The 18,178-nt window shown below is 74.0% G+C and carries 11 protein-coding genes; 6 read left to right on the top strand and 5 right to left on the bottom strand.

What is annotated here, in order from left to right; translation table 11 throughout:
* Window positions 1-125: 125 nt before the first annotated feature.
* Window positions 126-1,574: a helix-turn-helix transcriptional regulator gene (locus AB0O19_RS32315; RefSeq protein WP_363624688.1), complete on the bottom strand. Its 1,449-nt coding sequence runs from the start codon at window positions 1,572-1,574 to the stop codon at window positions 126-128.
* A gap of 368 nt (window positions 1,575-1,942) precedes the next feature.
* On the opposite strand from AB0O19_RS32315, the gene AB0O19_RS32310 reads away from it, so the two are divergent.
* The gene (locus AB0O19_RS32310) at window positions 1,943-5,083 is read left to right on the top strand and encodes a M28 family peptidase (RefSeq protein ID WP_363624753.1); all 3,141 of its coding nucleotides are present in this window, start codon (window positions 1,943-1,945) and stop codon (window positions 5,081-5,083) included.
* A 193-nt stretch (window positions 5,084-5,276) separates the two neighbouring features.
* The gene (locus AB0O19_RS32305; RefSeq protein WP_363624686.1) at window positions 5,277-6,515 is read left to right on the top strand and encodes a cytochrome P450; all 1,239 of its coding nucleotides are present in this window, start codon (window positions 5,277-5,279) and stop codon (window positions 6,513-6,515) included.
* On the opposite strand, the gene AB0O19_RS32300 is transcribed toward AB0O19_RS32305, so the two are convergent.
* Entirely contained in the window at window positions 6,464-6,976 is a 513-nt protein-coding gene (locus AB0O19_RS32300) for a MerR family transcriptional regulator (RefSeq protein WP_363624684.1), read from the bottom strand. The two genes, AB0O19_RS32305 and AB0O19_RS32300, sit on opposite strands and share 52 nt — an antisense overlap.
* 100 nt (window positions 6,977-7,076) lie before the next feature.
* Here AB0O19_RS32300 and AB0O19_RS32295 point away from each other — a divergent pair, with 100 nt between their 5' ends.
* The 4 genes from AB0O19_RS32295 (at window position 7,077) to AB0O19_RS32280 (ending at window position 10,454) form a co-directional block, all read left to right on the top strand.
* Window positions 7,077-8,270: an MFS transporter gene (locus AB0O19_RS32295; protein ID WP_363624682.1), complete on the top strand. Its 1,194-nt coding sequence runs from the start codon at window positions 7,077-7,079 to the stop codon at window positions 8,268-8,270.
* Between the two features lie 71 nt (window positions 8,271-8,341).
* Entirely contained in the window at window positions 8,342-8,644 is a 303-nt protein-coding gene (locus AB0O19_RS32290) for a muconolactone Delta-isomerase family protein (RefSeq protein ID WP_363624680.1), read from the top strand.
* Window positions 8,641-9,000 (top strand): nuclear transport factor 2 family protein, encoded by a 360-nt coding sequence (locus AB0O19_RS32285; protein ID WP_363624678.1) that lies wholly within the window; start codon window positions 8,641-8,643, stop codon window positions 8,998-9,000. The genes AB0O19_RS32290 and AB0O19_RS32285 overlap by 4 nt, the downstream gene beginning before the upstream one ends.
* 266 nt (window positions 9,001-9,266) lie before the next feature.
* Window positions 9,267-10,454, top strand: coding sequence for a DUF4157 domain-containing protein (locus AB0O19_RS32280; RefSeq protein ID WP_363624676.1), 1,188 nt, complete (start codon window positions 9,267-9,269; stop codon window positions 10,452-10,454).
* Window positions 10,455-10,513: 59 nt separating this feature from the next.
* Here AB0O19_RS32280 and AB0O19_RS32275 read toward each other — a convergent pair whose 3' ends face one another.
* The 3 genes from AB0O19_RS32275 to AB0O19_RS32265 form a co-directional block, all read right to left on the bottom strand.
* Window positions 10,514-11,209, bottom strand: a complete 696-nt coding sequence (locus AB0O19_RS32275) for a hypothetical protein (protein ID WP_363624674.1) — start codon at window positions 11,207-11,209, stop codon at window positions 10,514-10,516.
* Complete coding sequence (locus AB0O19_RS32270; protein ID WP_363624672.1) at window positions 11,206-15,426, bottom strand: NEW3 domain-containing protein; 4,221 nt, start codon at window positions 15,424-15,426, stop codon at window positions 11,206-11,208. Before AB0O19_RS32270 ends, AB0O19_RS32275 begins: the two co-directional genes overlap by 4 nt.
* Window positions 15,427-15,508: 82 nt before the next feature.
* A complete protein-coding gene (locus AB0O19_RS32265) occupies window positions 15,509-17,953 on the bottom strand; it encodes a discoidin domain-containing protein (protein WP_363624670.1) in 2,445 nt (814 codons plus the stop codon).
* Window positions 17,954-18,178: the final 225 nt, after the last annotated feature.

Here is an 18,178-nt window from a genome sequence, read left to right as displayed (position 1 = left end):
CCCCCTGACACAGGGGGCGGTCCGGACCCGGATCCGGCCCCCCGGTCCAGCGAGGGCGGCGCGGGTGGCACCGGGCGAGCGCGAGCCGGGCGCGAGGGCGCGGGCCGTGCGGGTGGCGCCGCCCGTCAGGATCCCGCCAGCTCCGCCAGCCGCCACGCCGCCTCCGGCCGGTACGCCGCGAGGCGGTCGCGCAGGCCGCGCAGCTCGTACCCGACCAGGGCCGGCAGGGCCGCCGCCGGGGCGGTCTCCAGGGCGGGCCCGAGCAGCTGGACGGCCGTCTGCGGGTCGTGCGCGCAGGCGTGGCAGTCCGCCACCCGGACGGTGAAGAGGAGACGGCTGGAGGGGAGCTGGGCCGGGCCGAGCAGGCCGAGCGCGGTCTCGGCCGCGGTCAGCGCCCGGCGGGCCAGCCGGGGGTCGCCGACGACCGCGGCGAGGTCGCGCAGCGCGGCGGCCGCGCCGGACTCCACCCGCAGCCGCATCGAGGCGATGGAGAGCCAGGGCGCGTCGTCCTCGTCCCGGGCGCCGATGTGGTCCAGGTGCAGCCGGGCGCGGCCGAGGTGGCGAATGGTGGCCCGGACGTCGCCGGTGAGGGCGTGCGCACGGGCCTGGCCGATCTGGCCCATCGCGCCGGCCCAGTGCCGGCCGGGGGCGGCGCGGCCGGTCTCCCGGGCGTAGCCGAGGGCGGCGGCCGGGTCACCGTCCATCCGGGCGAGGGTGCTCATGTCGCTCAGCGCGGCCACCTGGGTGGCCTGGTCCCCGGCGAGCTCCGCCCAGGCGAGCGCGCGGTCGAAGCAGGCCATCGCGGTGGCGTTGCGGCCGTCCTGCATCCGCAGCGCGCCCGCGGCGTGCGCGTGCTCGGCGGCCAGTCGGGCGAGCGGACGGCGCTGCGCGGCGGGGGCGGCGGCGAGCCGGGCGAGCACGGCCTGCAAGGTGCGTTCGACGGCGGCGGCCAGGCCGGGCAGGCCGCCGGCCTCGCCGGAGCGCAGGTGGGCGGCGAGCAGCCCGGTGAGGGCGTGTGCGGTGGCGGCGTCCAGGGGTGGCGCGCCGGCCGGGTTCGCGGCACAGAACTCGGCGTGCAGCGCGGCGAGTTCGACCGGGTCGGGGACGTCGCAGCCGTCGGCGCCGTGCAGCGGGCAGAGCAGGCCGTAGTCGGGCAGCCGGGGCGGCGGCTGGGCGGGGGCGCTCCAGCGGGCCGGGCCGCCGGGCCCGTTCGCGGCCGCGGTGGGCAGCGGGGGCCGCAGCAGGGCGGGCGCGAGGGGCGCCAGGGAGGGCAGTTCGGCGGTCTCGGCCCGCTGGCAGGCGGCCCGCAACTCACCTCCCGCGCCGAGGAGTTCGTCGATCCGGTCGGCTATCCGAGGGGTGACCCGGCGGGCGCCGTGCTCGATCTTGCTCACCGCGGTGTGGTCGTAGCCGATTCCGGCGCCGAGTTGGGCCTGGGTGAGGCCGGCCCGGCGCCGCCAGTGGCGCAGCCGGGCGCCGAAGTCCCGCCAGGCGCCCAACTCCTGGGCGGGCGGGGCGACGGGTGGGGACGGAGGTGCGGACGTCGGTGCCACGGCCACGCGGTTCCGGTGCACGGCTGCCTCCTCCGGTCGCTTCCCCCGGGCCCCTCGCCAACCTTCCGACCATCAGGACGGTACTCGATGACACCCGGTCCGTACATGAGGTGGTCTCAACCACTCGGGCAAAAGCCCAGCTTGACGGAATTTGCCAACCCTATGCATCGCGTGCACCAGCCATTGACCAGAGCATGACGCCGTGTGAGGGTTCCGGCACCCGAGCGCGGACGGCCCGCACGGCCGTCCCCCAGACACGGCCCTGCGGTGGGCCACCAGCCCTGCCGTCCGCGGTCGAGGACCCCCACATGCGAGGAGCCTCGATGCAACGCAGAGTTTCCACAGGACGGTTGCTGACCGCGGCGACCACCCTGACCGTGCTGGCCGGCATGATCGCCGCCACGGCCGGGCCGGCCACCGCCGCGCCCACCCCCTCTCCCGCACCACCCAGCGCCCTCGCGGCAGCCGTCAACGCCGCCGACGCGGCTGCGGCCGCCGGCCTGGACGCACTGGCCAAGGGCCCCGGCGAGACCTACGAGCGCCGGGCCGTCACCCCCTGGCTCGGCGGCCTCTACTCCGTCGCGTACGACCGCAGCTACCGCGGCCTGCCGGTGGTCGGTGGCGACGCCGTGGTGCTCGCCGACGGCCAGGGCAAGGTCCGCGGCCTCCAGTCGGCCGCCACCGGGCCGGTCGGCGGCTCGATAACCCCGCAGGTCAGCGCGGCGAACGCGGAGAAGACCGCGCGCACCAAGCTGGCCGCGGTGGACTCGGTGGCCGAGCGCCGCCTGGTCGTCCGGGTCAAGGACGGTGCGAGCCGGCTCGCCTGGGAGACCGTCCTCAAGGGCCGTACCGAGAGCGCGCCGAGCACGTTGCACGTCTTCGTGGACGCCGCCAGCGGCGAGGTGATCGACAGCTACGACGATGTCCGCGCCGGCACCATCAACAGCAAGTGGAACGGCCCCGGCCCGCTGACCATCAGCACCACCAACTCCGGCGGCTCGTACTCGCTGCGCGACCCGAACCGGCCCGGCCTGACCTGTTCCGACTACAGCAGCGGCCAGGTGTTCAGCAAGTCCTCGGACTCCTGGGGCACCGGCAACCCCTCCAGCAAGGAGACCGGTTGCGCCGACGCCATGTGGGCGGCCCAGAAGGAATGGGACATGCTCCGCGACTGGCTCGGTCGCAACGGCCACAACGGCAACGGCGGCAGCTGGCCGGTCAAGGTCGGCCTCAACGACGTCAACGCCTACTGGGACGGCAGCTCCGTCTCCATCGGCCACAACCAGAACAACGAGTGGATCGCCGCCCAGGACGTCGTCGGCCACGAGTTCGGCCACGGCATCGACCAGTACACCCCCGGCGGCGCCAACAACGAGAACGGCCTGGGCGAGGGCACCGGCGACATCTTCGGCGCGCTCACCAAGGAGTACGCCAACCAGCCCGCGCCCTACGACTACCCCGACTACCAGGTCGGCCGGCAGGTCAACCTGGTCGGCCAGGGGCCGATCCGCAACCTCTACCAGCCCTCACTGGTCAACAACGACCCGAACTGCTACTCCTCCTCCATCCCCAGCACCGAGGTGCACGCGGCGGCCGGCCCGCTGAACCACTGGTTCTACCTCCTGTCGATGGGCTCCAACCCGGGCGGCGGCAAGCCGTCCAGCCCCACCTGCAACAACTCCTCGGTCACCGGCATCGGCGTCAAGCAGGCCGGCCAGGTCTTCTACGGCGGCATGCTGCTCAAGACCAGCGGCATGACCTACAAGCGGTACCGCACCACCACCCTGACCGCCGCCAAGAACCTCGACCCGACCTGCAACTACTTCAACCGGACCAAGGCCGCCTGGGACGCGATCAGCGTGCCCGCGCAGAGCGGCGACCCGACCTGCACCCCGTCCGGCAACAACGACTTCTCGCTCGCGCTCGGCCCGGCCTCCGGCTCGGTCCAGCCCGGCGCCTCGACCACGGCTACGGTCTCCACCGCCGTCACCTCGGGCACCGCGCAGACCGTCAACCTGACCGCCTCGGGCGCCCCGACCGGGGTCACCGCGACGCTCAACCCCTCCTCCGTGCAGACGGGTTCGTCCGCGACGCTGACCCTGTCGGCCTCCTCGGGCGCCCCGGCCGGGACGTACGTGATCACCGTCACCGGCACCGCCGGCGCGGCCACCCACACCGCCCAGTACACCCTGACCGTCGGCGGCGGGGGCACCCCCGGCGGGCCCGCGCCCGACATCGACGTCGCCAAGGTCCAGGCCCACCTGACCCAGCTGAACACCATCGCCAGCCAGAACGGCGGCAACCGCCGGGCCGGCAGCGCCGGGCACAGCCAGTCCGTGGCGTACATCAAGGGCAAGCTGCAGGCCGCCGGCTACACCGTGACCGAGCAGACCTGCACCTCCTGCACCTACCAGTCCAACAACCTGATCGCCGACTGGCCCGGCGGCCCCGCCGACCAGGTCACCATGTTCGGCGCCCACCTGGACAGCGTCTCGGCCGGCCCCGGCATCAACGACAACGGCTCCGGCTCGGCCACCCTGCTGGAGAACGCCCTCGTCCTCGCCCAGCAGAACCCCACCCTGACCCGGCACGTCCGGTTCGCCTGGTGGACCGGTGAGGAGCAGGGCCTCCAGGGCTCGCAGTCCTACGTCGGCCAGCTCAGCTCCACCCAGCGCTCCGCGATCAAGTCCTACTACAACTTCGACATGGTCGGATCGCCCAACGCCGGCTACTTCATCAACAACATCACCTCCGCCGCCGCCGCGCCGATGAAGGCCTACTGGGACTCCCTCAACCTCCAGCCGGAGGAGAACGTCGAGGGCCAGGGCCGCTCGGACGACTACTCCTTCCAGCAGGCCGGCATCCCCACCTCCGGCTACGCGGCCGGCGCCGACGCCGTCAAGACCTCCGGCCAGGCGACCAAGTGGGGCGGCAGCGCGGGCCGTTCGTACGACTCCTGCTACCACCAGTCCTGCGACACCACCAGCAACATCGACCCGACCGCGCTGAACCGCAGCGCCGACGGCGTGGCCTACACCATCTGGAAGACCTCTGTCGGCGGCACCACCCCCGCCAACGACTTCTCCCTCGCGGTGAACCCGGCCACCGCCACCGTCAACCCCGGCGACTCGGCCACCGCGACGGTCTCCACCGCCACCACCTCCGGCTCCGCCCAGACGGTCAACCTGACCGCCTCCGGCGCCCCGGCGGGCGTCACGGTCTCCTTCAGCCCGTCCTCGGTGCAGTCCGGCGCCTCGGCCTCGCTGACCATCGCGACCGCCGCGAACACGGCGGCCGGCACCTACAGCATCACGCTCACCGGCACCGGCTCCGCCACCCACAGCACCAGCTTCTCGCTGGTCGTGGGCAACGGCCCGACCAACCCCGGCGGCACCTGGACGCCCGGCACCACCTACCAGGCGGGCGACGTCGTGACCTACAACGGGGTCAGCTACCGCTGCCTCCAGGGTCACACCGCCCAGGTCGGCTGGGAGCCGCCGATCGTCCCCGCCCTGTGGCAGGCCGTGTGACCCGCAGGGCACCCGCCTGACACCCCGTAAGCCGCTGCGCCGCGGTCCGTCGAGGGGGACGGATCGCGGCGCAGCCGTGTGCCGGGCGCACCCCCGGGTCACCGGGCGTAACCGGACCGCCACTCGGCTGACGTACAGTCGGCTGCGGGGCGGGCCGCCCGCCCACGACGGCCGACCCCCGAGGAGACTCCTGGTGACCACCGACACCCGCCCCGTACCGGAGCTGGCCGCCGAGGCCGTCGAGCAGTGGCGCGGCGAGGAGGCCGACCTCGTCGACCTGCTCGCCCGGGCGCAGCGGGGCATCGGCGGCATCGCCGCCTTCCGGCTCGGCCCCACGCCCACCGTGCTGGTCACCGACCCGGCCGCCGTGCAGCACGTGCTCGGCCGCCACCCCGACCGCTACGTCAAGCGCTCGCACCGCGCGCGGATGCTGGTCGGCGACGGCGTGCTCTCCGCCACCGGGGACGCCTGGAAGCGCCAACGGCGGCTGCTGCAGTCCCAGTTCACCGGCACCGGGATGCGCCGCTACGAGCAGCGGATCGCCGCCGCCGCCCGCCGGACGGCCGACCGCTGGGAGGGGTACGCGCGCAGCGGCGAGACCTTCGACCTCGGCGAGGAGATGCGCGGATTCGCCCTCGACACCGTCTGGCGGGCCCTCACCGGGCTGCCGCTGGACGACCGCACCGACCATGAACTCCGCTCCGTGGAAAGGGTGGTGGCGGCCATGCCGACCCTGCCCACGGACGCCGGGGACGCCCGGGACGCCGTCGCCGCCGACCTCGCCCGGATCGACGCCGTCGCGCTGGCCGCCATCGACGCGGCGCGCTCGGCGACCGACGCCGAGGAGCCCGGCGTGCTGCGGGCCCTGCTCGACGCCGCGGCCCAACACCCCGAGTACACCGACCGGTTGATCCGCGACGAACTCGTCACCCTGCTCGTCGCCGGGCACGAGACCACCGCCACCACCCTGACCTGGCTCTTCCTCCTCCTCGACCGCCACCCCGAGGCGCGCGGCGCGGACCCGCAGGCCCTGGTCAGCGAGGCCCTGCGGCTCTACCCCCCGGCCTGGCTGCTCCCCCGGCACGCCGTCGAGGACGACGTGATCGACGGCCACCGCATCGCCGCCGGCACCGACGTCCTGGTCTGCCCCTACCTCACCCACCGCGACCCGGCCCTGTGGCCCGACCCCGAACGCTTCGACCCCGCCCGCTTCACCGCCACGGGCGCCCGCCCCGCCCAGCTCGGCGCGTACCTCCCCTTCGGCCTCGGCGCCCGCGCCTGTCTCGGCACCCAGTTCGCCGTCCGCGAGACCACCGCGCTGCTCGAACTCCTGCTGCCCGCCCACACCGTGCGGTTCCGCTCCGTCCCGACCGGCTCCGCCTACAGCATCACCGTGCGACCCGACGGGCCGACGCCGGCGGTGCTGGGCTGACCGATCCCGGTCGCGGTCCCGGTCGCCGGCGGGAGGAAGTCGTCGGCCAGTTCCTCGCCGGCGAGGGCGGCGTCGACGCGGGCGTCGATGTGCGCGTGGGTGACCGGGCAGTCCAGTGGGCGGTCGCGGTGGCAGTCGAGCATGTGGGTCAGGACGGCCGCGGCGCGCTCCAGACGGCGGGCGCGGGCCGTCATCTCGTCCCGCTGCGCCGCCAGCAGCGCCTTCCGCTCCGCCGCCTGCTCGCTGGCCATCACGGCGGCCGTCCCGGCGAGCGGGATCATGCCGTCCACGTGCCAGAGCTGGACCAGGGCGAGGCGTTCCAGGGCCGCCCGGTCGTACTGGCGCACCCGGCCGCGGCGGGCGGCGGGGGTGATCAGGCCGCAGTCCTCGTAGTAGCGCAGGGCGGGGACGGAGAGGCCGAAGGCCTTCGCGACCTCGGTGATCGAGTAGAGCTGCTCCACGCGTCGTCTCCTTCACGGCCGGCGGGTTGCACTCAAGCGCACTTGAGCGTGAAAGCTCAGGCAAGCCTAACTTCCTGCCGCAGCGAAGGGTTCGCCACTCATGCCGCTCAGCACCGCCTCCGCCCCCAGCCGGACCTCACCCGGCCGTGCCGCCCCCGCCTCCGGCGCGCTGCTCGTCGTCGGCTTCGTCCTGCTCAGCCTCAACACCCGAGTCGCGTTCGGACAGGTCGGACCGCTCGCGCCGGTCGCCGGCTGGGGCCAGGGCACCGTCACCGTGCTCGGGCTGCTGCCCCCGCTGTGCATGGGCCTGTTCGCGCCGCTCGGCGCCCTCGCCCGGCGGCGGATCGGCGAGGAGCGCGGGCTGTTCTGGGCGAGCGTGCTGCTCGTCGCCGGGGCGCTGCTGCGCACGGCGGGCCTGCCCGGGCTCTACGCGGGGACGGTGCTGGTGGGCATCGCGGTGGCGGTCGTCAACGTACTGATCCCGGTGTTCGTCCGGGCCCGCTTCGCGCCCCGGCGGATCGGCACCATGATGGGCGTCTACGCCCTCGCGATGGGCGCCGGGTCGGCCGTGGTCGCCGCCCTGGTCGCGCCGGTCGCCGACGCGTGGTCCTGGCAGGCCGCGATCGGCCTCGCCGTCCTCCCGGCCGTCCTCGCGGCGGCGGGCATGGCGCCGCAGCTGCGGGTGGAACGGCGGATACCGGCCGCCGCCGTGCCGGTGCACCGCCGGCCCGTCGGCCGCACCGCGCTCGCCTGGAGCCTGACCGCCTTCTTCGGCATCCAGACCCTGGTCTTCTACGCCACCCTCGCCTGGCTGCCCTCGATCCTGGTCGACGCGGGCCTCAGCCGCACCGCCGCCGGCACCGACCAGGCCGTCCTCATCCTCGGCCTCGCCGTCGGCGGCTTTCTCGCGCCCGTCCTCGCCGCCGCCCGCGCCGACCAGCGGCCGCACCTGCTCGCCGTGGTGGCCGTCTGCGTCCTCGGCCTGCTCGGCGTCGTGCTCGCCCCCGCCACCGGCGCTCCGCTCTGGGCCGGCATCCTCGGCATCGGCATGGGCGGCGGCCAGGCCCTGGCCGCCGTGCTCTTCGCCCGCCGGGGCACCGACCACGACCACGTCGCCGCGCTCTCCACCATGGCCCAGACCTGCGGCTACCTCCTCGCCGCCACCGGCCCCGCCCTCACCGCCGCCCTCCACACCGCCACCGGCTCCTGGACGGCCCCGCTGCTGACCCTGGTCGGCCTGCTCCTGGCCGGCTCCGTCCTCAGTCTGCGCGCCGGCCACGACGCCCGGCCGTGACCGGCGTGCCTCCGCACTGGCGACCGCGCCGTCCCTCGATACTCCGGTAAGCCCCGTACGAGAGGACACCGATGGAATTCCTGGTCGACATGGTGACCACCGTCCCGGACGGAACCACCGAGGACGCGGTCGCCGACATCCGGGCCCGCGAGGCCCGGCGGTCGCACGAACTCGCCGCCCAGGGCGCCCTGTTGCGGCTCTGGCGCCCGCCGCTCGCGCCCGGCGAATGGCGCACCTGGGGTCTGTTCAGCGCCCCCGACGAGACGCGGCTGGAACAGGCGCTCGCCTCCATGCCCCTGCGGGTATGGCGCCAGGACACCGTCACCCCGCTCTCCCCGCACCCCAACGACCCCGGCACGGGAGGCGCCCGATGAGCGACGAAGCCGTGCTGCGCGGCGTCCTCAACCGTTGGAAGGCCGCCGTCGACGCCCACCAACCCGAGCAGGCAGCCGACTGCTTCACCGAGGACGCGATCTTCCAGGGCCTCCACCCGTACACCGTCGGGCGGGCCGGCATCAGTGCCTACTACGCCTCCCAGCCCCCCGGCATGACGGCCGACTACCGCATCCTGGAGTCCCGGCGGCTCACCCCGACCCTCCTCCTCGGCTACCACAGCGTCGACTTCGCCTTCCCCGACCGCCCCACCCTCACCGTCAACCTCGGCGTCCTGCTGCGGCGCTCCGACGACGGCTGGTCCATCGCCCACTACCAGGTCTCGCTGCTGCCCTGAGCTGCCCCGACACATCCCATCGCCGCGATCCGTCGCACACCACGTCGTGAACCCGGCCCGCCGAGCACCCAGCTCGGCGGGCTGACGGGGGAGGTGGCCCCGGGGGACATCGGACGTTGCCCTGGCGTACCTTCCGCCGGAGGTGCGGGGTCGAACAGACTGGGAGGGACTGTCGCCGATCCCACGAAGGGGCCTTTCCTGTGCGTGCCCATGACTCCGGTAGTGCGTTTGCCGCCGACCGACGACCGGGCCGTAGCAGTCGGCCGATGACTCCTGTGCGGCGCCCGTCCGGTGCCGGGGTCGTGACGCCGGCGGCGCTCACCGCCATGCAGCGGGCCGTGGGTAACGCCACGGTGAGCCGGATGCTGGAGCAGGAACAGCACGCCGTGGCCGACGTGCAGCGCTCGGCCGTCCACGAGGTGCTGCGGAGCCCCGGCACGCCGATGGCCGACGGGATCCGGGCCGAGATGGAGACCCGGCTCGGCGCGGACTTCTCCGATGTCCGGCTGCACACGGGTGCGACCGCCCGGGAGTCGGCCGCCGGGATCGGCGCCCGCGCGTACACCTCGGGCAGCCACATCGTGCTCGGCGCCGGAGGGGGCGACAAGCACACGCTCGCGCACGAGTTGACCCACGTCATCCAGCAGCGCAGCGGCCCCGTCGCGGGCACCGACAACGGGAGCGGGCTACGGGTCAGCGACCCCTCGGACCGCTTCGAGCGCGAGGCCGAGGCGAACGCCTCCCGGGTGCTGTCCCAGCCGCTCGCCCGGGAGTCCGAAGCGGAGCACGCGGCCCACGCGCACGGCACGCAGGCCGGCGAGCCCTCGGTGCAGCGGCGCCCCACGGCGAAGCCCGCCGAGGAGGAGGGCGACCACACCCACGTCGACGCCGACTATCCGGGCTTGCGGCTCATCCTGGACCAGAAGCTGACCGACGAGCACTACGAGAAGATCTACCAGCTCGCGGGCACCGAGGAACGCGTGATCTTCGACGAGGACGGCAGCTACGGGTACATCAAGGCCGACGACGACCTGGAGACCTACTACAAGCTCGTCAACATGGAGATCGGCCCCGAGCAGGCCCAGGCGGACCTGAGCGGCCACGTCAACCGGCAGCGGGACTCCAGCTACCACGTCCGGGCCGGCGCCGGGACCTTCCAGGGCGCGCAGATCGACCAGTTGCAGGACTTCGCCGCGCAGGGCGTGCGTACCGGCCAACTGGTCGAAGTGAGCGTCGCGTTGCTGCGGCAGGCCAGCGGTCGTGCGCAGACGGTGGCGGGCGGGCTCGACGAGAAGCGGCTCAGCGCCGCCGTCACCGGCATGAAGAACAGCGCCGCGCTCGAACCGATCAAGATCCGGGTCGACGGGGGCGGCATCAGCATCCAGGACGGGAACCACCGCCTGGGCGCGGCCGTTCAGCTGGGCGCCGCGTACGCGCCCTGCAAGATCGTCTGACCGCCCGTCCCGCTGCCGACCTCGCTGGTGATCCCGGCGAGGTCGGCAGCGGTGACGTCTCAGTGGCGGTGGTGGTTGTCGGGTTGGGCCGGGTCGCCGGGGTGTTCCAATCCCTCGACGAGGGTGAGGCGTCGGGCGCGCTCGTGGTCGAGCCAGCGGACGAAGGCGGCGCGGCGGGCGGCCTCGGTGAGGTCGGCGGTGGGGTCGTGCTCCTCGGTGACGGTGTGCACGGAGCGGAGTGCGGCCCTCCAGGGGCCGGCGGTGACCCAGGTGCCGGGCGGAGCCTCGCGGAGGGCTTCGGCGAGGGCGGCCGGGAGGGTGTCGGGGTCGGCGTCGAGTTCGCCGTCGGGCAGGGCCAGGTGCCAGACGGCCGACGGCGCGCGGGTGGTCAGGGTGCGGTAGTGGGCGACGTCGGCGGCGGAGGGTTCGACGTCGGCGGTGACCGCCGCGTAGACGGCCCGGACGGCTGGGCTGCCCTCGTAGGCGGCGGCGGTGATGGAGCCGAGTTCGACGGCGGCCTGCTGATCCAGGCGGGCCGGGCCGGTGGACCGTACGGGCAGGGCGCGCTCGGTGGCGACCGCCTCGCACAGCGCCTCGGTCAGCAGCACCTGGGCGACCCAGCGGCTGAGCTGGCGGTCCTCCGAACTGCCGGGCTGGGGCAGGGCAGTGGAGCGCAGGCCGGTGCGGAGGGCGGCGAGGCGGTGGTCGAGGGCGGCGCGCGGGAGGGGCTTTCCGTCGAGCAGACCGAGGGTCATGCCTCCACCTCCAGGGCGACGGTCGGGGCGTACTGGCAGCGGCCGAACCACATGACCTTGGCCAGCGCCCAGTACGCGCCGGGGTCGGTGGATTCGGGGGCGGCGATCTCGAAGGCCACGGTCGAGGACGATCCGGCCGGGACGGTGAAGCCGCGGACCGGGTCGGCGATGGCGTCCCAGGTGCCCCAGGGGGAGACGAGTTGGAGTTCGCCGCGGATCTCGCCGCGGGTGCGGTTGGTGAGGGTGAGGCCGAGGGTGGTGCGGCCGCCCACGGTGACGCGCAGGGCCTCCTCGGAGACGGCGACGTCCAGGCCGGTGTCGCGGCCGGTGGTGGCCTTGGTGCCCTGGGCGATCGTCCAGTCCTCGGGGGTGTCGCCGGGGACGGGCAGCAGGTTGGGGAGGTCGCCGACGGCGATGGTCACGACGTCCTCGATCTCCTGGCCGTCGTGCACGATCCGGACGGCGGCGAAGTGCAGGCCGGGCAGGACTTCGGCGGGCGGGGTGAGGGTGACCGGGAAGCGCAGGTGGCCGCCGGGCTCCAGCCGGTAGGGGCGGCTGCCGAGGCTGGTCTGCCAGCCCTCGGGCGGCAGGACGACGGCCGTGCCCTCGACCGCCGCGTCGCGCAGTTGCGAGGACAGGGCGACGGAGAGTTCGACCGCCTCGCCGTCCGTCCGCAGCAGGCCGGGCGAGGCGCCGACGGAGACCGGCAGGTAGCCGAGCGGCGCCGGGCCCCGGTTGTGCAGCCAGTAGCGGGCGTGGACGGGCTGCGCGGGTTCGGCGACCGGGCCGAGGACCGGGCCGCCGGGCTCGGCGGCGACGCCCGGGGCGGCGAGCAGGGTGGCGATCTGCGAGCCGGCGAGGTCGACGCGTTCGACGGCCTCGCCGAGGGGGCGTTCCAGCAGGTCGGCGGGTCGCAGGTGGCTCAGCCCGAGTGCGCCGCCGAGTTCCGCCGTGCGTCCGAGGCCGGTCGACTCGACCAGCCGGACGGCGAGTTCGCGCCCGACGGCCGCCGCCGAGCCGTGCGCGATGGGGTTGCCGGCGGGCTTGAGCGCGCCGAGCAGGACTTCGCGCTGCGGCTCGATCCGCAGCCAGGAGAGGGTGGCCGGCAGCGGGCCGTCCTGCGGCGGCGCGATCCGGGCGTAGAGCGGGTGGTTGAACTCCTGGCCCTGGGCGGGCAGGGTCTGGCTCCGCCAGTCGCCCGGGCCGCCGACCAGTGCGTAACTGAACTCGTGGGTCCAGTGCTGGAGTTGGAAGGAGGCGCCGTCGGGCAGGGTGCGCCGGGGCGGGTCGATCCAGACGCCGGAGGGCCAGCCGGTGCAGGAGCGCATCAGGGAGAGGTGCAGGGCTCCGGTGGTGTCGACCGCGAAGCCGGGCAGGCCGAAGCTGAGCAACGCGACGGTGTGGTCGGCGAGTTGGTCCACGACCTCGGACGGGCAGACGGCTCCGATCCGGGCGTCGGCGAGGTCCGCGACGAGCGCGGCGGCGTCCGTGACGACCAGTGCGGGCAGCGCCCGCAGGTCCCGCAGGTCGGCGCCGGGCTGCCAGACCTCGGCGAGCGGGGTGAGTGCGGGCACCCACACCGCGCCGTGCGTCTTGAGGACGCTCGCGTACTCCTCGCCGGCCCGCTCGATCAACTCCCGGGCGGCGTCGTTCTCTTCCGGCCCGCCGAGGACGATCCGGAAGTCGGGCAGGTTGGAGTCGACGTCCAGCCAGCCGTACCGGGCCCAGTCGGCGCCGGAGGTGGTGGCGGTGACGCCGACCCGGGCGAGGGCGACCACCAGCGGGCGGGCGTCGGCGGCGTCGTCCAGGCTCGGCACGACCACCTCGGCGACGCCCAACGCCCGCTCCCCCAGCGGCGATCCGGCCGGATCAGACAGCACGGCGCGCGCGGTGGCGCCGAGGCCGAACCAGGTGTTGGCCGGGTTGTCCAAGGTCCACGGCGCCTCGGCGGAGTCGACGTCGGGCAGGGCGAAGCCGCGCCCGACGACGGCGCCGGCGACCTCGCTGACCGGCAGCGCGCCGGGCAGGTCGACGGGGAAGCGCAGCCGCAGCAGCCGGTCGGCGCCGGAGTAGTCGACGACCCGGGTGCGGCAGTCGACCCGGTCGAGGCCGCGCCACAGGGTGACGGTCTGCTCGTAGCGGATCCCGTCGACGGTGCCGCCGATCACCAGCCGCTCGCCGAGCGGGCCGGTCTCGCGGCGCACGTCGGCCGGGGCCGTGCCGGAGCCGCGCACCGGTCCGCTGGGCACCAGGTGCCAGGGGCCCTCGCCGAAGTCGGGGTGCTGCGGGTACTCCTCGTAGACCCGCAGTTCGTTGCCGATCCGGCCGCCCTGGATCAACTCCCGGTCGTGCAGGAGGTCGTGGACGGAGGACAGGCCGCCGCCACGGACGGGGTCGGCGCTCACCCGGTAGCGGTCGTTGGTGATCACCACCCCCTCGGCCGCCGTCCAGGGCTCCGCCGCCGGGCCCTCCACCAGCCGCCAGGTGCGCCATCCGAGCGCGGGGACGTCGGCGGCGAGGAAGCGCAGGGCCCCCCGGTCGACGGTGCTCGGCACGGGCTCGCCCCGGTCGTCGAGCACCCGTACCGCCCCGGTCTGCGGGGGCAGTTGGACGACGACCAGGTCGGTCCGGTCGAAGGAGAGCGTGTTGGTGACGACCACGGCCGAACCGGCGGCCACCGCCGACCCGCCGGCCCCCTCCGGACCGACGCCGGCGGTGGAGATCCGCGCGGTCAGCGCGTCCAGCGCCTGGTCCCGGACGGCGGCCGCGAGGTCGTGCGCCTCTCGCCAGCCGCCGAGCAGGTCGAGGTAGACCTGGTCGGACTCGGAGCCGGTGATGGCGTCGTGGTGGGCGCCGTAGGCGAGTTGGCGCCAGACCTTGTCGAGGGCGGCGGTGGGGTACTGCCCCAGGCCGTGGACGGCGGCGAGGGTGGCGAGCTTCTCGGCGTCGGCGGCCGCGACCTCGCCGGCCCGCTGGGCCTGCTTGGTGTCGATGTACGAGACGTCCTTGCCGGTGTAGACCGGGTTCATGTCGCGGGTCTGCGGGCTGGGCCGGCGGCCGGTGGCGGCGAGCTCGGCCCGGACGGCGTCGAGGAAGTCGCGCGGGGTGGCGCAGACGAAGCGCGGCCAGAGGTACTTGGCGGCCCAGGAGCGGTGGATCTCGGTGACCCACTTGTTGGGCGGGGTGTAGTCGGTGCCGACGGGCAGCAGCAGGTTCCTGGTCGCGCCGACGGGCTTGAGCTTGCGGTACAGCTCGTAGACGGCCTGTTCGGCGGTGGCGAGGTCCGGGGAGGAGTCCATCCACCAGCCGGCCGAGTAGTGGTGCGGCATGTAGTGGGTGAGCACGCCCTCGCCGGAGGGGGCGATCCACTCGAACTCGCTCGGGAACTGCATCACCCGGGCGTCGTCCTTGGCCTCGCGGAAGTTCTTCTGGATCGGGCCCCACTGGTGGAAGGGGCCGCGGGCCCAGGCGCTGCCGGTGAGGCCGGCCGCGGCGAGGTGGCCGGGGAACTGCGGGTCGTGCCCGAACACGTCGAGCTGCCAGGCGGTTTGCGGGTCGCCGCCGAGGATGTCGCGCTGGTAGCCGATGCCGTAGACGAGGTTGCGGATGGTGGTCTCGGCGCCGGTCAGGTTGGTGTTGGGCTCGTTGTAGGTGCCGCCGACGAGTTCGACCTGGCCGCGCTCCAGCAGCGTGCGCAGGGTCTCGCGGCGCTCGGGGTGCTGGTCGAAGTACGGCTTGAGGTAGTCGACTTCGGCGAGGACGAACTTGTACACCGGGTCCCGCAGCGCGAGGTCCATGTGCGCGTCGACGAGCGCGAAGCCGTTGCGCTCCCAGAGCGGCCGGGTGGTGGCGTCGGCGGAGAGCAGTTCCCAGGGGGAGGTGTAGGCGGCCTGGGTGTTCCACCAGACCGGGTCGTAGTGGAAGTGCGAGACCAGGAACATCGTCCAGCCGGGTTCGGCTACCTCCACCAGGGCGTCCACGGAGGCGCCCTCCGCCTCGACGGTGACGGGGAGTTCGGTGCCCGGCTCGGGGGCGCCGGTGAGCTCCAACGGGACTTCGACCAGCCCCGTGCCGGTCGCCTCGCCGCGCACGCCCGGACCGCTGACGGTGATCCGGGCGGCCGGGCCGTCGAGGGTGACCCGCAGCAGTTGGCGCGGGGCTTCCTCGGGACCGGTGAAGAGGTCGGTGTTCTCGACGGCGGTGATGGTGACCGGCACGGGGAGGGTCCTTTCGGTGCAGGTGCGGGGGCCGGGCGCGGGGTTGGGTGCCGCGCCCGGCGGGAGGTGCTGACGTGCCCGGTTACTGGCCCCAGGCCTCGAACTCGTAGATGCGGGTGGCCGGGTCGGTGTTCTGGGTGGGCTTGGTGACGACCAGCCGGACGTAGCGGGCGGTGGTGGTCACCGGGTGGGTGGTGGTGCCCGCGGTGTTGCCGGTGACGTCGGCGACCGTCGTCCAGGGGTCGGTGGTGTTCGAGCGGACCTGGATCGAGAAGTCGCGGGTGTTGAAGGCCGCGCTCTCACCGCCCGCGCCCGCGTGCTTGACCACGAACTTCGACAGCTGCTTGGCCGAACCGAGGTCCACCTCAAGCCACTTGGAGCTGTTCAGGCTGCACCACTTGTCGCCGGTGCCGCCGTTGACGCTGCCGTTGACGGCCTTGGCCGGGCCCTCGTTGGCGTTGCACTGGCCGGAGGCGGTGGCCGGGCGGTTCAGCGCCAGGTTGCCGCCGGTCGCGGGCGGCGTGCCCGTCCAGCCGACGGTGGTGGAGGCGGCGGTGGAGCGGCCGTAGGTGGTGGAGACGGCCTCGACGTCGAGGGTGGTGGCGTCCTCGGTGCCGGCCCGGTCGAGCCGCCCGACGTAGTACGCGTCGTTGGGGGTCGCACCGAGGAAGGTCCGGCTGCCGTCGGCGTTGCGCCGGTACACCTCGTAGTGGTGGACGTCGCCGCCGGGCGCGGCCGTCCAGGAGAGCCGCAGCGACTGGCTGGAGCCCGCCGTCACGTCGCTCGCGCCGAGGACGGTGAGGCCGCTGGGCGCCGCCGGGGCGCCCACGTCGCCGTCGTGGACGGAGATCTGGCCGATCCGCACGTCGTAGGCGGGGTCGGAGCCGTCGGCCCGGAGGGCGAGCTGGGCGATGGTACGGCCCGCGTACGGGGCGAGGTCGAGGGTGTGCCGCTCCCAGCCGGTACCGGAGTTGGCACCGACGTCGATCGTCGTGAAGCTGTTCGGCGCGTCGGTGAAGGAGACCGCGGCCTTGAGCTTGGTGGGCCCGGCGGCCGGGGTCCTGACCACCAGGTCCAGCTTGGTGTTCGCGGCGACGGGCAGTTTGGTCTCGTACAGCCGCACGGTGTTGGCGGCGTCCAGGGTGCCGGTGAGGCGCAGCGAGGAGCCGCCCTGGTAGGCGTCGGTGAAGTCGACGGACGGGGTGAGCTTGCTGCCGCTGGAGTCGACCATCCACCGGTACGTCGGCGGGACGTCCTGGAGGGACAGGTTGTTCCAGCCGCCGGTGGCGACCCGGGTGCCGGCGGAGTTGTAGAAGTCCCCCTGCCCGGTGTTGAAGTTGGTGACGAAGGGCTTGGCGGTGATCGGCGAGGACTCGGCGACGTAGCCGGCCAGGCCGGGCCAGTTGTCGGAGGGGTTGGCCTTGGACGGGTCGTTGTCGGCGCCGACCCAGTAGCGGGCGTCCTTGGCGTAGAAGTCGGCCCGGTCGGTGGCGGACTTCCAGGTCCATTCGGGCCGGTAGAGGCCGAGCGAGGTGGTGTGCGGCTGGCCGGTCGGGAAGAGGGACTTCCAGTCGACGCCGGTGTTGTAGCCGTTGGCCTCGGTGTCGATGCCGGAGTAGAGGTCGTACTCGCTGCGGCCGAGTTGCCGGGCCAGCGCACGGGAGGAGTTCAGGCCGCCGGAGCTCCAGTTGAAGTTCAGGAACATCGAGTCCGAGGTGCGCTTCGAACCGTCCTGGAGGAACGGGGAGTTGGCGGAGGTGAGGGCGTTCTGCCAGTTGACCGAGCCGGAGGTGGTCATGGCGTCGTACCACATGAACTCGGTGCCGCTCTTGGCCTTGCTGTACTGCATGAGGTTGCGCACTTCGGTGGCGAGGGCCGAATCGCCGCCGCCGGTCTCCTGGTTGATGAACCAGCCGTCGAAGCCGTAGTACTGGGCGGCCTGGGCGAGTTTGTCGGCGACGGGGTACGTGTTGCCGGACTTCTGGACGAAGTCGCGGAGCCACTGGAGCTGGCCGCCGTAGGCGGCGGGCGGGAAGAAGACGGTGCCGTAGACCTTGACGCCGTTGCGGTGGGCGGCGTCGATGACGGTCGGGTTGGGGGCGAGGATCAGGCCCTCGCCGGCCGAGCCGCCCCAGAAGACCAGCTTGTCGACGTACTGCCAGTAGCCGAAGGCGTAGTAGTTGGGGTCGGCGGAGCCCTGGGAGGGGTTGTTGGAGGTGGGCCCGAAGGAGACCAGGGAGGCGATCTTCCCTTCACCGGTGCGGGCGTTGGGGTTGGCCTTGAGGGCGGGGTCGCTGGTGCGCGGCTGGAGCGGGACGCGGGAGCGGTTGAAGCGGGCGTCCGGGTCGGTGGCCGGGTCCCAGTTGAGGATGGTGGAGGGGTACCAGTACGAGGCGTAGGGCTGGGTGCCCGGGGTGCCGGCGGCCGGGGTGGTGGGCGCCTGCGGCCCGGCGTGGGCGGCGGGGGCGGCACCCAGCACGGCGGCCGCGAGGGCGGCGCTGAGCAGCAGGGGTATCCGTCGTGACATGCGGTGGCTCCGATCGAGCGGAGGTGGGTGGGGGCGGGCCGTCGGCGTGGACGGGCCGGGTGCATGTGGGCGTGGCGGTGCGCGAGGAGGCGGGGTGACCGTGTCGCGGCTGCGGCCGGCCGCAGCCGCGACGCGGCGGGCCCGCCGGGGGTGCGGGGCGGCGGGGGGGGGGGGGCGGGGGTGGGTTAGGAGGTGCGTGGTGTAGGGGAAGTGGGTTTGGGGGTA

The organism is Kitasatospora sp. NPDC091276 (assembly GCF_040684355.1).
Taxonomy (GTDB): Bacteria; Actinomycetota; Actinomycetes; order Streptomycetales; family Streptomycetaceae; genus Kitasatospora.
This window is presented reverse-complemented; position numbering and strand designations above follow the sequence as displayed.

What these genes read in the sequence shown, in the direction of transcription:
- AB0O19_RS32285 (WP_363624678.1), top strand. Translation starts at nt 8,641, where the DNA reads ATGAGCGACGAAGCCGTGCTGCGCGGCGTCCTCAACCGTTGGAAGGCC.
- AB0O19_RS32280 (WP_363624676.1), top strand. Translation starts at nt 9,267, where the DNA reads ATGACTCCTGTGCGGCGCCCGTCCGGTGCCGGGGTCGTGACGCCGGCG.
- AB0O19_RS32275 (WP_363624674.1), bottom strand. Translation starts at nt 11,209, where the DNA reads ATGACCCTCGGTCTGCTCGACGGAAAGCCCCTCCCGCGCGCCGCCCTC.
- AB0O19_RS32295 (WP_363624682.1), top strand. Translation starts at nt 7,077, where the DNA reads ATGCCGCTCAGCACCGCCTCCGCCCCCAGCCGGACCTCACCCGGCCGT.
- AB0O19_RS32265 (WP_363624670.1), bottom strand. Translation starts at nt 17,953, where the DNA reads ATGTCACGACGGATACCCCTGCTGCTCAGCGCCGCCCTCGCGGCCGCC.
- AB0O19_RS32310 (WP_363624753.1), top strand. Translation starts at nt 1,943, where the DNA reads ATGATCGCCGCCACGGCCGGGCCGGCCACCGCCGCGCCCACCCCCTCT.
- AB0O19_RS32290 (WP_363624680.1), top strand. Translation starts at nt 8,342, where the DNA reads ATGGAATTCCTGGTCGACATGGTGACCACCGTCCCGGACGGAACCACC.